Raw genomic sequence first — 14,091 nt, forward strand, 5'->3', positions numbered from 1 at the left:
ACCACGCCGAAAAACACCGGCCGTCCGTACCATTGTCCGCGTGTATAGATCTATAGGGGTCACGCTGAGATGCGGCAAAAAGGGGCAGTGGGGTGACCGCGTAGTACGTCAACAACACCAGCGGCGCGAGCCGATGCTGATCAAAGGTGGTCCGCTCGGCCACCCAGCCGACCTGGTCCGCGGTCACGCGGAAGCGCCGCCATCCCGATCCGGCGTGCCATGCCGGGCGATCGCGACCGTCGCCCGCCGGCCGGCGCGTTTGGGTACGAGCAGGACCGGCTGTGGCATGGCCGTTGCCGGGGGCAGGGTGGCCGTTTCCGGGGACGGGGGGACAGCGAAGGGAATCAGACAGGCGGCCTCGGCGACGCTCGGGGTGCCGAGCGCGGCGTGGGCGGCGGCACCGGGATGGGGCACGTCGACGGTGGCGAGCAGGGCGGCGGGATGGCCCACCAGCGGCCAGCCGTGGTGGCGGGCGGCGGCGACGACGCCCGGTTCGTCCCGGCGGGCCTCGACCGTCGCCATCCGGCGCACCGCGCTCGCCGGCGCCGCGAGGTCGTGCAGCGCCGCCTCGACCAGCTCCAGGATCTCCGCCGCCGTCACCCCGGGCCGTGCGCCGACACCGACGACCAGCCTCCCGTCCCCCGGTTCCGCTCCGGTCACGCCGCGCCGGGCTGGATCCGGCCGGGTGGGCCGGCGGGCTTCGGGGCGCGGACGCGGGGTGCGGCGCCGGCGGTGTCCCGGCCGTCCTCCCGGCGGGCCGCGCGGGCGGCGGCGAGCAGGCGGGTGGCGGCGCCGGGCCGTCCAGCCCAGTGCAGATGCAGGTAGGAGGCGTGCACCCGGCGGTACACGAACCCCTCGGACATCCACGGCGACGCCGCCTGCTGCCCGCCGCGCCGGCCACCACCCGCCACGCGTCCCGGTGCGGGTCGGGGCGCGGTTTCGGGTACCGGCAGCCACCACGCCGCCACCCACGACGACCCGGGGGGCGGGCCTGCGGCGCCGTGGGCGGGGGACGGCGACCGTGGGTCGCACGGCGCCCGGCCGGGTGGGGGCCGTAGGACCGTACGGTGGAACTCGTGGGCGTGCACGGTGGTCCCGGCCGCCGCCAGGGGGCTGTCCGCGGCGGCGATCGCGCTGCGGTAGCCGAGGGTGAGCCGCGGGCCCATCACCGCCTCCACGTCGAGAACCCCGCACATCGGCGCGCCGTCCAGGGTGCGGGCCAGGTAGAGCAGTCCGGCGCACTCGGCGGCGACCGGCCCGCCGCGGGCGGCGAACGCGGCGACCTCGGCGCGTAACCGGGCGTTGTCGGCGAGCGCGGCGACGTGCTCCTCGGGGAAACCACCGCCGATGATCAGGGCGTCGGTTCCCGGTGGCAGCGTCTCGTCGCGCAGCGGGTCGACGGGGACGACGTCGGCGCCCGCGGCGGTGAGCAGCTCGATGTGTTCGGGGTAGCCGAAGGTGAACGCGGCTCCCCCGGCGACCGCGACCCGCGGGGGCCGGTCGGGCATCGCGGGCATCGCCGGGTCCGCTGTGGTGACCGCTGCCGGTCCGGCCGCGGCGAGCACGGTGGCCGGCTCCCAACGTGCGACGCGCAACGGCGGCGCGGTGCGTGCCACCCGCAGCAGGGCGTCGAGGTCGCAGGCGGATCCGACCAGCGCGCCGAGCCGGTCGACGGCGGCGACGGCGGCGGGTCTGCGTTCCGCCGCCGGCACCAGACCGAGATGCCGCGAGGGGGTGTGGACGGCCTGTTCCCGCGGCAGCGCGCCGAGCACGGGCACGGCGATGTCGTCGAGTGCCTCGGTGAGCAGGTCGCGGTGATGGGGGGAACCGACCCGGTTGAGGATCACCCCGGCCAGGCGGATCCGCCGGTCGAATCCGCGGAACCCGGCGACGAGCGCGGCGATCGAGCGGGCGGCGCCGGAGACGTCGACGACGAGCACGACGGGGGCGTCGAGCAGCCGGGCGACGTGCGCGGTGGAGGCATGGTCGGCCTGCTCACCGGGACCGGGACGGGCCACCCCGTCGAACAGGCCCATCACCCCTTCGACGACGGCGAGGTCCGCGCCGCGGGCCCCGTGGGCGAACAGCGCGGCGATGCGCGCCGCGCCGCAGAGCACCGCGTCGAGGTTGCGGCCCGGCCGGCCGCAGGCCAGCGCGTGGTAGCTGGGATCGATGTAGTCCGGGCCGACCTTGTGCGGGGAGACGTGCAGGCCGCGGGCGGTGAACGCGGCCATCAGCCCGGTGGTCACCGTCGTCTTGCCGGCGCCGCTGGCCGGGGCGGCGAGAACCAGCCGGGGAATGTCGATCTCCGCCCGGGGCTCGCTCACCACTCGATGCCCCGCTGCCCCTTTTGCCCGGTGTCCATGGGGTGGCGGACCTTGGTCATCTCGGTGACGAGGTCGGCGGCGTCGAGCAGCTCCCGGGGGGCGCGCCGCCCGGTGACGACGACATGCTGGCGGCCGGGGCGGGAACGCAGGACCTCGACGACCTCGTTGACGTCGAGCCATCCCCAGCGCAACGGGTAGGTCAGTTCGTCGAGCACGTACAGCCGGTAGGTCTGGGCGGTGAGGTCCCGGGTGATCTGCGCCCAGCCCTCCCGGGCGGCGGCACCCGGGTCGCCGTCCGGGTCGACCCGTTCGCGTACCCAGCTCCAGCCCGCGCCCATCTTGTGCCAGGTGACCGGGCCGCCCTGGCCGGAGTCGGCGAGGACGTGCAGCGCGCGTTCCTCGCCGATACGCCACTTCGCGGACTTGACGAACTGGAACACTCCGACCGGCCAGCCCTGTGACCAGGCGCGCAACGCCAGACCGAACGCGGCCGTCGACTTCCCCTTGCCGTCGCCGGTGTGAACCATCAGCAGCGGCCGGTCGCGGCGCTGGCGGGTGGTCAGCCCGTCGTCGGGGACGGTCTCGGGCTGTCCCTGCGGCGTCAACAGGCCACCTTTCCGGACGTCGCGCGGGGCGTCGCGCGGGGAGTGAGATGGTGCAGGGAGTCCAGCGGGATCGTGACGCCGCCGAGGGCGCCCGCGAGCCGCTGGGCCAGGCCCAGGCGCAGGAAACCGTTCTCGCAGTCGACGACGACGCTGCTCAACTCACCCCGGCCGCCGCCACGCCCCCCACCGCCACGCCCCCCGGTACCGGCCCGTCCGCCCGTCGCCGGTCCGGCCGCGCCACCGGCGGCGCGCACCAGCGCGCGGGCCACCGGCAGCGGGTCGTCCCCGGCGGTCGCCCGGCCGTCGGTGACGACCACGAGCAGGGCCCGCCGCGTCGGATCACGGCGCCGTTCGGCGCGCAGGACCTCACCGGCGAGGCCCAGCCCGGCGGCCAGCGGGGTCCGCCCGCCGGTGGGCAGCGCGCGCAGCCGGGCCGCGCCCACCTCCACGCTCGAGGTCGGCGCGAGCACCACCTCCGCTCCCGACCCCCGGAAAGTGATCATCCCGATCCGGTCGCGGCGCTGGTAGGCGTCGACGAGCAGGGCCAGCACGGCCGTGGTGACCAGGGTCATCCGCGCGCGGGCGGCCATCGACCCGCTGGCATCGACGACGAACAGCACCAGGTTGCCCTCCCGGCCGACGCGCACGGCGCCACGGCGGTCCGCCGGGACCAGCACGAGGCCGGGTCCGCACCGGCCGCGGGCGGCCTGGAACGGGGCGGCGGCGAGCAGGGTCGCCGGCAGATGCAGGCCGGGTGCGTCCGCGGCGGTGGTGACGAGCGCGCCGCGGCTGCCGCGGGCCGGGGATCGACGTCCGGTGGCTCCCGAGGAGGTTCCGAGGCCGGCGACGGTGAGCAGCCGCGGCCGGCTCGCCGCCGCCGATGCGCCGGCGAGCCGGGTCGAAGACGCCGACGCGGTCGAAGACGCCGACGGGGACGGTCGTGCCGACCACCGGTCCCCGCCGTCCCCGCCGTCCCCGCTGTCCCCGCCCTTCCCGTCATCCCCGCCGTTCCCCGCGCCGCGGTTCCCATCCCCCGCACCGTCGCAGCCGTGGGAACCGCCGTCACCACGGGGCGCGCCCCCCGAACCGCCGCCGTCGGGCGGGTCGTCATCGGGGCGCGCATCGTTCACCGGTACCCCGGATTCCCCGGCACCGGATTCCCCGGCACCGGATCCGCCGGCTTCTTCGCCGGCTTCTTCGCCGGCTTCACATTCGCCGGCCTCGCGTTCGGCCCCGACGCGCTCGTCGAGAGCGGCCAGGGCCTCGTCGAGGACGGCGTCGAGGGTCTCGTCGTCCATTCCGGGGGCGTCGAACGGGCCGCGGCGGCGGCGATGCGGTAGCGCGAGACGGGCACCGGTACGGATGTCGGCGGCGAGCACCGTGGCGCGCCCCGCCCACGCGGCGAGTGCCATCGCGGTCTTGGCCAGCACCACGTCGGCGCGCATGCCGTCGACGTCGCAGCCGGCGCAGATGGCGGTGACGGCCCGCAGCGCCGCGTCGGTGAGCCGGACCGTGCCGAGCCGGCCGCGGGCGGCGACGACCCGGGCCGCGAGTTCCGCCTCCGCGTCCGCCCAGGTCGCGGCGAACCCGGCCGGGTCGGCTTCGAACGCCAGCCGTCGGCGGACGACCTCCGCGCGCACCGCCGGGTCACGGCTGGCCGCGACGTGCACGGTCAGCCCGAACCGGTCGAGCAGCTGCGGACGCAGCTCGCCCTCCTCCGGGTTCATCGTCCCGACCAGCAGGAACACCGCCGGATGGCGCACCGACACCCCGTCGCGTTCGACGTGGGCGACCCCGAAGGCGGCGGCGTCGAGAAGCAGGTCAACGAGATGGTCCCCCAGCAGGTTGACCTCGTCGACGTAGAGCAGCCCGCGGTGGGCGGCGGCGAGCAGACCCGGGCGCAGAACGCTGACCCCGTCGGCCAACGCCCGGTCCAGGTCGAGGGAACCGGTTAGCCGGTCTTCGGAGGCGCCCACGGGTAGTTCCACCAGCCGGGCCGGACGGGTCAGTGACGGCGACGGCGCGGGATGCGGGCCGTCGGGGCAGTCCGGTAACGGCGCGTCGGGCGCGCAGGAGAACCGGCAGCCCTCCGTGACCGTCACCGGGGGCAGCAGGGCGGCCAAGCCGCGCACGGCGGTGGACTTGGCGGTGCCCTTCTCCCCACGCACGAGGATTCCGCCCAGCGTGGGGGAGACCGCGTTGAGCAGCAGGGCCAGGCGCAGGTCGTCCATGCCGACCACCGCCGACAGCGGGAAGCTCACCACGGTGTCGACGCCGTCGAGGCAAGCGGGTGTCGCCGGTGCGTCGTGTGCACCGGCTGCGGCTGACAGGATCGACAGGATCGACACGACGGATACCACGGATGCCGATGCGGCGCGTGCGGCCGGGATGGCCGATGTGGCAGTGGTACGGGCATGCCGGGGTCCTCCCAGGGTCCTCGCCCATGGTCATCACGGCGACGGCCGGAGTATCCTGGCTCCCGGATCGACGCGCACCTTCGGCCTTCCAGCCGCCGCTGCGGCCGTGGCCCGTCGCCCCGCCGGGGCGGCTCGGGGTTCCTCTCCGGACCCCTGGTCGGGCGATCGCCGGGCACGCCCGCCTCCTCGTCGGCGAGCCTGCCCAGGAAGGGTTCGCTTCCCGGTGACAGTGGCGGGACCGCGCCGGACTCGCACCGGCTTCCTCCCCCTGCTGTCGCGTCTGTCAGCATGACATATCCGTCGGCGACCAGTACGTCGTCTCGACGACCAGGACGTCGAGACGACCCTCCCTCCCACCCAGATGACCATTGGGTGCTGACCGCTGACCGCTGACCGCTGACCAGACGCCCTGTGCTCGTTGAACCGGCGCTGGTCGTGGGCGAGGATCGCGGGCGAACTGGTATCCCGGCCAGCCCGAGGCCGGTGGACACGGGGGTGGCGACGTCATCCTCCGCGGTCGCGTCTGTCAGAATGATGTCTCCCGTCGACGTTCAGAAGGGCACACACCTTGCCCGACGATCTCGATCCCGCCGCGGGAATCACCGGGGACGCCCGCGGCCGGCTGCGTGCCGACTGCGGGCGCTGTTTCGCGCTGTGCTGCGTGGCACCGGCGTTCTCCGCCTCGGTGGACTTCGCGATTGACAAACCCGCCGGCACGGCCTGCCCCAACCTGAACGCGGGCTTCCGCTGTGCCGTCCACGAGCAGCTGCGGCCGCGGGGGTTCCGCGGCTGCGCCGTGTATGACTGCTTCGGCGCCGGGCAGCAGGTCTGCCAGGTCACCTACGGCGGGCGGGACTGGCGAGCGGCCCCGGACAGTGCCCGGCAGATGTTCGATGTCTTCGCGGTCATGCGGACGCTGCACGAGCTGCTGTGGTATCTGAGCGAGGCGCTGAGCCGGCCCGCCGCCGCCCCGCTGCACGCCGAGCTGCATGACGCCCGCGCTCGCACCATGCTGCTGACCTGCGCCGACGCCGACACGCTGCTCGCCGTGGACGTCCCCGCGCTGCGTCAGGCGGTCCATCTGCTGTTGCTGCAGGCCAGCGACCTGGTCCGCGCCGAGCTGCCGGGCGGTGCCGGGAACAGGCGTCCCCGGCGGCGCCCCCGCGGCGCCGACCTGCTCGGCGCGAACCTCGCCGGGGCGGATCTGCGCGGCGCGGCGCTGCAGGGAACCCTCCTGATCGGCGCGGATCTGCGGGGGGCGGATCTGCGCGGCGCCGACCTGCTCGGCGCTGACCTGCGCGACACCGACCTGCACGGCGCCAACCTGCACGGCGCCCTGTTCGTCGTTCAGGCCCAGCTCGACGCCGCCCGCGGGGACGCCACCACGGCGCTGCCCCCGGCTCTGACCCGCCCCGTGCACTGGACGCGCACGGCGGACCCGACGCGGCCGGACCCCAGAACGCACCCCGTGGCGGGCTCGGGCCCCGGGCCCGGGACGGTGCCGATCCCCTCGTCGTCGCCCAGCGCGGCCCGGCCGCGGCGGTCGGCGAGTTCTCCTCGGTCGCCTCGTTCTCCTCGGTCGCCTCGTTCCCCACGCCGCCGCTGACCGGCAGACCAGTCGTCGCCGGCGCCGGGTCCGATCCCCCGGTCGGGTCACGGCGCGGAAATCACGTCTTCACCGGCGGGATGGCGCGTCAGGATGGGACCATGGCACGCGAGGATACCGGCGACATCCGGCAGGACCCGGAACGGGACGCCTGCATCACCGCCACGAGCATGTTCGTGGGCATCACCGGGACCACCGACATCGGCAGAGGAATCGACCCGGAATCGCTGCAGGAGGTCCTGCGGCGGGCGTTCACCCTCGTGCGCACCATCGTCTCCACGCATGGCGGCTCGGTCGAGAGATTCATCGGGGACGCCGCGTTCGCGGTGTTCGGCGTTCCCGAGCCGCATGTGGACGACGCGCTGCGCGCCGTCCACGCCGCCCTTGAGATTCGGGCCGCGACGGAGGCGCTCAACACCGAACGGCACCACAACCGGGACCTGAGGCTGCGCGTGCGGATCGGGATCAACACCGGCGAGGTCACCGTCGCCGGTGGCGCCAGTGGCGACCCGGTGAACGTCGCCTCCCGGTTGGAACACGCCGCGCCCGCCGGCGAGATCTTCATCGGCGGCACCACTTATCATCTCGTCCGGGACAGCGTCACCGCGAGCGAGGCGGATCCCCTCGTCGTGCAGGGCAGGCCCGTCCCGTTGCGTGTGCACCGGCTGATCGGACTGGCCGCTCCGTCGCCGGCCGCCTGAGCACTACCGGCCGCCGCCGGTGCTCCGGCCCCGGATCCGTGGGCGAGCGGGACGAAGGGCGGTGCGGGACTGTCAGCGGCGCCGGACGCGACGTGAACCGGTCCGCGGGATGGCGGCCGGTTGGGGGCCGCGGCCCAGCCCGCCGTGGCGGACCTGCATGTGGGTGGCGAGCAGATGGGACGCCTCGGCCTTGGTGGCGACCCGGTCCGAGGTGATACCGCAGTACGTGCAGGTGTATCTGGCCATCATGAGGTCCCTTCGGATGCTCGGGTAGGGCCAGAATGCGGCAATGCCGCGACAGACGCATCACATTCCCAGTTCGCATACCTATCTGAGACGCTAATCTTCCACGTGTTTGCATGTCAATCTGGTACGCCCATAAGGTGGGTGGATGCCCCGCCCGCCGTGGACGCCGAGGACGCAGGCTCACCATGAGCTCATGGCCGCCCTGTCCGCCTCGGTCGACGCTGCCTGCGAGGCGGAGGAAAGAATGTGGGAGGCCGCCCGCGCCGCCCGCGCCGGCGGGGTGCCGATCGACCTGGTGGCCGCGCTCACCCGACGCGGACGGACCACCGTCTACCGCCATCTCCCCCTTGGACAGGATCTCGGCGACGCCTGAACGCGCACCGCTTCGCCGGCGGTGGCCAGCAGTCGGCTGTCCGGGGCGAAGGCCACCTCGCGCACCGGCCCGACCCGCACCTGCATGCCGGGGACGCCGCGTGCGCGGTTCCGTCCACGCCGGATCCCAGGCCGGTCGGGTTCACAGCCCGACGCGGCCGGAGGGGTTGTCGCGGTCGAACAGCCGTCCGGCGCGGACGTAGCCGTCGAGCGACGCTGAGGAGCGCCACCGGCCCTGGCGCATGATCGACCGGTCGGCGACACCGGCGCGGGCGGCGGCGGTGGCGAACCCGGAGCGCAGCGAATGCCCGGCGAAGTCGGCCGGGTCGAGTCCGGCGGCGGCCACCCGGCGCTGCACGATTCGGGCCACCGAGCCCGGGTAGAGCCGCCCCGGCGCGACCTGCCCGTGCCGGTTGACCGCGCGGAACGCCGGCCCGTCGGTCAGCGCGGCGGCGTCCACCCAGGCCCGCCAGGCCCGCACCGGGCAGGTCGGCCGGTAGGAGCCGTAGGCGACGCCGACCAGGGCACCGGCGGCCTCCTGGTCGGTCTTCGACGCCCGGATCGTCAGGACGACTCCGTCGGGGGTCTCCAGCAGGTCGGCGACGTCGAGGCCGACGAGTTCGGAGCGGCGCAGGCAGCCGGCGAATCCGATCAGCAGCAGGGCCCGGTCGCGGACGTCGGCGAGGTCGTCGTCGCGCAGCCCGGCGACGACCCGGGCCAGCAGGGAGGTGTCCAGCGCGGCCTTGCGGTTCGGGCGGACCCCGCGGGTGCGGCGGATACCGTCCCAGACGGCGCAGACCTCCGGTGCGCTCGCCGGGTTGGGATGGCGACCGAGCTGGTGGGAGACGGAGATCGCGGCGAGCCGGCGGCGGATCGTCGAGGGCTTGTACCCGGCGTCGGCGAGCGTGGCGAGGTAACCCGCGACCGTCGCCGGGGTCGCCGGCAGCGGGCACAGCGGCACCGTCTGACGTTCACACCAGGCCCGGAACTGACGCAGGTCACTGTCGTAGGCCCGCCAGGTCGCCGTGGAACGCGCGGCGCGGGCGTAGTCCCCTACCCGAGCGAGCAGATCGGCGGTGAGCTGTCCATCGGTGCCCGGCGCCAGGACCGGCACCGGCGGCTGTGCCGCGCCGGCGGAGCCGGCCGGTAACGCACGGGGGCCGGCGATCGGCCTGGTGGTCTCGTCGTTCACCGCCGGGGCGTCCGGGCATCCTGGGGCATCGAGATCCACCCTAGTCCGCCGCGACTCGCCCGGCCTCGCCGCGGGAAACGCTCAGCGGGCCTCAGGCGGACCGGTTCCCGGATCCACCCGTGGCCGGCGTGGCCGGCTCGGCCGACGGCGGAGTGTGGGGTGCGGCGGGCGCGGGGCCGGTGACCTGGGTGGGCGCCGCGGCAACGGCCGCGGTAGGGGCCGGCGCCTCGTCGTCGTGCAGGCCCTTGATCTCGGACTTGAAGATCCGCAGGGAGCGGCCTAGGGAACGGGCGGCGTCGGGCAGCCGCTTCGAGCCGAACAGCACGACGACGACCAGGATGATGATGATCAGTTCGGGAGCGCCGATGTCACCCACGGGAACCATCCTTCGGACGGGATCCGACGCACGGTCGGCCTGGTCCACATGTTACGACCGGCCGCCGCCCCGTTCGCAGCCCCGTCCGGTGATCGGGCCACGGCCGGGCCGATGATGCGGTGGCGCCCGGCCCGGTCCGGGAGGGCGCTCGACGGGCATCTCGACAGTCATCTCGACGGGCAGGCTGTCCGCAGGACGACGTTTCGGATGTTGTTGGATGTTGTTTGACGAACCGGGTCGGTCGGGTATACGGCGGACGTCCTACTCCTCGATCATCGGTCGACCATGATCATAGGTCGGCCATCGATGATCATTATTGGTCGGAGGTCTTCCATGGTCTGGACCCTCGTCAGTTGGATGCTGCTTGGTCTCGTTGCCGGCGCGGTCGCGCGCCTGCTCGTGCCCGGACCTGATCCGATGAGTATCCCTGCGACGATCCTGCTCGGCATCGTCGGCTCGTTCGTCGGCGGTTTCCTCGGCTACGTCCTGTTCAACCGTGATCTCAGCGAGGGCGCGCTGCAACCGTCCGGCATCGTCGGCTCGATCATCGGGGGTATCGTCGTGCTGCTGGTGTGGCGGGCGGTGGGCCGCCGCCGTACGTTGCACCGCTGACGCTCGTCCCCGAGGCCGCCTCACGGCAGCCCGGTGCGGTGGGTTGACGCGGCGATAACCGGCGGAACCCACCCGCACCGGATCCGGGGGAACGCACATGGCGGGGACCGCAGGGAGCACCGCGTCCGGGATCGTGGGGGCGCGCCTGTGCGCGCTCCTCGTGCGGGTTCTGCTGGGCGTGCCGGCGGTGGGGCTGCTCGCCGTCGCCTGCGGCCCGGACACCCCGGCCGGTCCGCACGCCATCGCGGGGGTGCATCCCCCGGGCGGCCCGACTCCCGCGCACAGCCCGAGCCCCAGCCCCGAGGCGACACACAGCCCGCGGGCCGCCGGTGCCAGCACGCCCTACTGCGGCCCGAGCCGCTACGTCGAGGAGATCGTCGTGCAGCAGTGGGCGGACGGCCGGTTTCGCATCCAGGTGCGCCCCACCCCCGAGGGGCGGCGCGCCGGGGACCCCGGCCAGGTTGCCGCCGAGATCTGGCAGGCCGTGCAGGGGTGTGTGACGGGCCTGCGCGGCGAGGTTGCCGACAGTCTGCGTGACCAGCTGGCGTGCCATCAGAACTTCGCGCAGCTACCGGCGCTGAACGGCGGGAAGGGCTTCGCCACCGGCGAGACCTACGACCTGGAAAGCTGGCGGCCGGCGCCGCGTCCCGGCGGCATCCGGACATGGATCTCCACCCGCTGCGGGAACACCCTCGGCACCGATCCCCCCGGGCCACCGGCCAGGATCTACCGGCCGGACGGCGTACGCCCCCAGCGGACGGTCTCCGGCGAGCAGGCCTGACGGCGGGTTGACGACTTGGCGGTTGACGACTTGGCGCACGAGCCCGTGTGATCAGCCCCCACGTGATACTGCTGATGTCAGTTCCTCGGGGTCCAGCGGCGTCCGAGTGCGGCCAGGAGCCTGTCTTGGGGTGGGCTGTCGGCGGGCGCGGGCTGGGCGGCGGCATACATGCCGGTCGCGGCGAGCTGGCCACCGAGTGCTTCGACGGCGGGGAGCGTCGCGGTCACCGTGTCGGGATCGAGCTGGACGGTCTGCCCGATGGTGGTGGCCAGATCCCAGGCGTGGACGAGGGGCTCGATGACGGCGACGGTGAGGACCTCGTCCACGCTCCGGGCGCCCAGGGGGGTGTCCACGACGGTGGCCGGGTCCAGGGCCGCGAGGGTGCGTTCGGTGTTCTGGTGGGTGCGCTGCCAGGATGCGCCCGGATCGGGGCCGGCGAGGGCGGTGAGGAGGGCGGGATCGGTGACGGGCGGGCGGGGGCCGTGCCCGGTGAGCAGGCTGACGATCTGCTGCTGGCCGTCGATGACGTGGCCGGTCAACTGCCGCCCGGTCCACACCGGGCAGAGGGACGGGGCGTCCCACCGGTCGGCGGGCACGCGAGTGACGATGGTGGTGAACGTGTCGAGCGCACGGCGGTAGCACTGCAAGGAACGGGTCATGACTCCTTACTCCTTCCGCGGGGTGAGCAGGGGACCGAGCGTCCGCCAGGCGGCGTCGGCCAGGTCGTCGGCGACGAGCGTCGGGGAGCCCGCGGGGCGGGCGAGCCAGTGGCGGCTGTATTCCTGGGCGGGGCCGATCCACAGCGCGACGACGACCGCCAGGTCGGGCCGGTCGGACCAGCCGTGGCCACGCAGCCAGTCGGCCACCGCGGCGAAGAAGCCGCGGTTGTCCGCGGCGGTGCGCTCATCGATCGAGCCGCGCAGGACATCGACCGGCGCGGTCAGCAGCAGTCGGGCCAGCCGCGGATGCTCTTCCACCCACCGCAGATGGCGGGTGACCAGGCGGGTCACGCCATCACGGGGCCCGGTCGAGGTGTGCAGCTCACCCCACAGCGCGCCCTGATGATCGGCAAGACCCGCACCCACCACGGCCGCGGCCAGGTCCCCCCGGGTGGGGAAGTAGTGAAACAGGCTGCCGTTACTGACACCGGCCCGACGCCGAACCGCCTGCATGGACGTGGCCTCCCAGCCCTGCTCCAGCACGCAGGCCACGGCCGCGTCCACCAGCCGGGCCCGACTGGGCGCTACCCCGACACCTCTCATAACCCCGACACCTCCCATAGAGCACCACTCTAGAGTAACACTCTATACGGACGTCCCGCGATCCTACCGGGACTCTCCGTACGGACGAGCCTCGGTAGGATCGCCGGCCATGGACGCGGGCGTGGGAAACACGTTGATCTCCATCCCGCCGGGGCGGGTGACGCTGTCCGACCGGCGAACGCAGCGCAGCTGGTCGGTCGAGCTCGCGCCGTACTGTCTCGCGGCGTTTCCGGTCACCCAGGAGCAGTACGCGGCGGTCGGCGGCCAGCGGCCGAGTTCGGCCCGCGGGGACCGGTTGCCTGTCGAGGGGGTTTCCTGGTGGGACGCGGTCCGGTTCTGCAACGCCCTGTCCCACCGCGACGGGATGGCGCCCGCGTACCGTGTCCAGGCCGACGGCGAGGGTGTCGAGTGGGACACCCGCGCCGAGGGGTACCGGCTGCCGACCGAGGCTGAGTGGGAGTACGCCGCCCGAGCCGGCACGAGCGGCCCGCGGTACGGGCCGCTCGACGACATTGCCTGGTACCGCGGCAACTCCCACGGGCGAATCCATGACGTGGGCGGCAAACAGCCCAACTCCTGGGGCCTGTACGACATGCTGGGCAACGTGTGGGACTGGTGCTGGGACCTGTACGACACCGAGGTCTACGGCACCTATCGGGTGCTGCGGGGCGGCGGGTGGTTCGACGAGCACTGGAGCTGCCGGGCCTCCGTACGCCGCCGCGGCCACCCGGCCTTCCACCTCGACGACGTGGGGTTCCGCGTCGCGCGTTGCGCCGTGCCCTGACCCACGTCGCATCCGTGCTCACGCACCGGTCCGTGTTGCCCGCCGGACGAGAGCGATCCTGATCAGGTGGGGTCGGGGCGGGTGGGGCTGGCGCGCACGGCGCGAAGCTCCGCGGTCAGTTCGTCGACCTGGCGTTCGGCGCGTTCGGCGCGGGCCCGGGCCTCGGCGCGGGCCTCGCCGATCACAGTGAGACGTTCGGCGGCGGCCTGACGTTCGCCGGCCAGGCGTGCCTCGCCCTCGAAGCGGACGCGGTCGAGTTCGGCCGCCGCCTCGGCACGCACCCGCTCGGCCTCGGCTGCCGCGGCGGCTCGGCCCTGGTCGAGCTGCGCCGCCGCCTCGGCACGCACCCGCTCGGCCTCGGCGCGTTCGCGGCGGATGTCCTCGCGCAGGGCGTCGCGTTCGGCGCGTAGCTCGGTGAGGGTGTGCGCGTCGCGTTCGGCGGCGCGCCGGGCCTCCTCCAGCCGCGTCGAGGCCCGCTCCCGGGCGGCGACGGCCTCGTCGATGCGCCGTGCGGCCTCGACGCGGGCCGCCTCGATCTCGGTGGCGGCGCGGGCGGCGGCGGCCTGGACCTGCGCGTCGGCCTCGACGCGGGCCGCCTCGATCTCGGTGGCGGCGCGGGCGGCGGCGGCCTGGACCTGCGCGTCGGCCTCGACGCGGGCCGCCTCGGCGGCGTCGTTGGCCGCGCGGACCGTCTCGGCGGAGTGCTCGACCACCTGCCGCTTGGCCGCCTCGGCGGCGGCCAGGCGGGTCTCGGCGTCCTCCAGCGCGCTCACCGCCTCGCCGGCGACGGCCTCGGCCTCGGCGCGGGCC

The 14,091-nt window shown here is 74.3% G+C and carries 15 protein-coding genes and 1 pseudogene; 6 read left to right on the forward strand and 10 right to left on the reverse strand.

Annotated features, from left to right (window positions below; translation table 11 throughout):
* Positions 1-183 precede the first annotated feature (183 nt).
* Genes BMG523DRAFT_RS12510 through BMG523DRAFT_RS12525 form a run of 4 tightly spaced genes read right to left on the reverse strand, consistent with a single transcriptional unit; the run spans position 184 to position 5,163 of the window.
* Positions 184-660, reverse strand: coding sequence for a cobalamin biosynthesis protein (locus BMG523DRAFT_RS12510; RefSeq protein WP_011436710.1), 477 nt, complete (start codon positions 658-660; stop codon positions 184-186).
* On the reverse strand, positions 657-2,330 hold the full coding sequence (locus BMG523DRAFT_RS12515; RefSeq protein ID WP_011436711.1) for a cobyrinate a,c-diamide synthase: 1,674 nt from the start codon (positions 2,328-2,330) through the stop codon (positions 657-659). The genes BMG523DRAFT_RS12510 and BMG523DRAFT_RS12515 overlap by 4 nt, the downstream gene beginning before the upstream one ends.
* On the reverse strand, positions 2,324-2,932 hold the full coding sequence (cobO, locus tag BMG523DRAFT_RS26490) for a cob(I)yrinic acid a,c-diamide adenosyltransferase (protein ID WP_011436712.1): 609 nt from the start codon (positions 2,930-2,932) through the stop codon (positions 2,324-2,326). Before cobO ends, BMG523DRAFT_RS12515 begins: the two co-directional genes overlap by 7 nt.
* Positions 2,929-5,163, reverse strand: coding sequence for a VWA domain-containing protein (locus BMG523DRAFT_RS12525; protein ID WP_368671104.1), 2,235 nt, complete (start codon positions 5,161-5,163; stop codon positions 2,929-2,931). Before BMG523DRAFT_RS12525 ends, cobO begins: the two co-directional genes overlap by 4 nt.
* A gap of 754 nt (positions 5,164-5,917) precedes the next feature.
* Between BMG523DRAFT_RS12525 and BMG523DRAFT_RS12530 the strand changes: the two genes are divergently transcribed.
* On the forward strand, positions 5,918-6,955 hold the full coding sequence (locus BMG523DRAFT_RS12530) for a pentapeptide repeat-containing protein (RefSeq protein WP_011436714.1): 1,038 nt from the start codon (positions 5,918-5,920) through the stop codon (positions 6,953-6,955).
* A gap of 101 nt (positions 6,956-7,056) precedes the next feature.
* Positions 7,057-7,656: an adenylate/guanylate cyclase domain-containing protein gene (locus BMG523DRAFT_RS12535; protein WP_011436715.1), complete on the forward strand. Its 600-nt coding sequence runs from the start codon at positions 7,057-7,059 to the stop codon at positions 7,654-7,656.
* Between the two features lie 72 nt (positions 7,657-7,728).
* On the opposite strand, the gene BMG523DRAFT_RS25305 is transcribed toward BMG523DRAFT_RS12535, so the two are convergent.
* The gene (locus tag BMG523DRAFT_RS25305) at positions 7,729-7,905 is read right to left on the reverse strand and encodes a hypothetical protein (RefSeq protein WP_023841343.1); all 177 of its coding nucleotides are present in this window, start codon (positions 7,903-7,905) and stop codon (positions 7,729-7,731) included.
* A gap of 142 nt (positions 7,906-8,047) precedes the next feature.
* Between BMG523DRAFT_RS25305 and BMG523DRAFT_RS12540 the strand changes: the two genes are divergently transcribed.
* Positions 8,048-8,275, forward strand: a complete 228-nt coding sequence (locus BMG523DRAFT_RS12540) for a hypothetical protein (protein ID WP_011436717.1) — start codon at positions 8,048-8,050, stop codon at positions 8,273-8,275.
* Between the two features lie 141 nt (positions 8,276-8,416).
* Here BMG523DRAFT_RS12540 and BMG523DRAFT_RS12545 read toward each other — a convergent pair whose 3' ends face one another.
* Together BMG523DRAFT_RS12545 and tatA are read right to left on the reverse strand one after the other, a co-directional pair.
* Positions 8,417-9,388 (reverse strand): site-specific integrase, encoded by a 972-nt coding sequence (locus BMG523DRAFT_RS12545; RefSeq protein ID WP_232235131.1) that lies wholly within the window; start codon positions 9,386-9,388, stop codon positions 8,417-8,419.
* 169 nt (positions 9,389-9,557) lie between these two features.
* The gene (gene tatA / locus BMG523DRAFT_RS12550; protein WP_011436719.1) at positions 9,558-9,842 is read right to left on the reverse strand and encodes a Sec-independent protein translocase subunit TatA; all 285 of its coding nucleotides are present in this window, start codon (positions 9,840-9,842) and stop codon (positions 9,558-9,560) included.
* Positions 9,843-10,175: 333 nt separating this feature from the next.
* On the opposite strand from tatA, the gene BMG523DRAFT_RS12555 reads away from it, so the two are divergent.
* Entirely contained in the window at positions 10,176-10,454 is a 279-nt protein-coding gene (locus BMG523DRAFT_RS12555) for a GlsB/YeaQ/YmgE family stress response membrane protein (protein ID WP_011436721.1), read from the forward strand.
* 97 nt (positions 10,455-10,551) lie between these two features.
* Positions 10,552-11,235 (forward strand): DUF2599 domain-containing protein, encoded by a 684-nt coding sequence (locus BMG523DRAFT_RS12560; protein WP_011436722.1) that lies wholly within the window; start codon positions 10,552-10,554, stop codon positions 11,233-11,235.
* Between the two features lie 77 nt (positions 11,236-11,312).
* On the opposite strand, the gene BMG523DRAFT_RS12565 is transcribed toward BMG523DRAFT_RS12560, so the two are convergent.
* Together BMG523DRAFT_RS12565 and BMG523DRAFT_RS12570 are read right to left on the reverse strand one after the other, a co-directional pair.
* Entirely contained in the window at positions 11,313-11,894 is a 582-nt protein-coding gene (locus BMG523DRAFT_RS12565) for a TIGR03086 family metal-binding protein (RefSeq protein WP_011436723.1), read from the reverse strand.
* Between the two features lie 6 nt (positions 11,895-11,900).
* On the reverse strand, positions 11,901-12,497 hold the full coding sequence (locus tag BMG523DRAFT_RS12570) for a TetR/AcrR family transcriptional regulator (protein WP_011436724.1): 597 nt from the start codon (positions 12,495-12,497) through the stop codon (positions 11,901-11,903).
* Between the two features lie 109 nt (positions 12,498-12,606).
* Here BMG523DRAFT_RS12570 and BMG523DRAFT_RS12575 point away from each other — a divergent pair, with 109 nt between their 5' ends.
* The gene (locus tag BMG523DRAFT_RS12575; protein ID WP_043591228.1) at positions 12,607-13,281 is read left to right on the forward strand and encodes a formylglycine-generating enzyme family protein; all 675 of its coding nucleotides are present in this window, start codon (positions 12,607-12,609) and stop codon (positions 13,279-13,281) included.
* 62 nt (positions 13,282-13,343) lie between these two features.
* Here BMG523DRAFT_RS12575 and BMG523DRAFT_RS12580 read toward each other — a convergent pair.
* Positions 13,344-14,091 (reverse strand): annotated as a pseudogene (locus BMG523DRAFT_RS12580) (hypothetical protein); the annotation flags it as partial.

Source organism: Frankia sp. BMG5.23 (assembly GCF_000685765.2).
Lineage (GTDB): Bacteria > Actinomycetota > Actinomycetes > Frankiales > Frankiaceae > Frankia > Frankia casuarinae.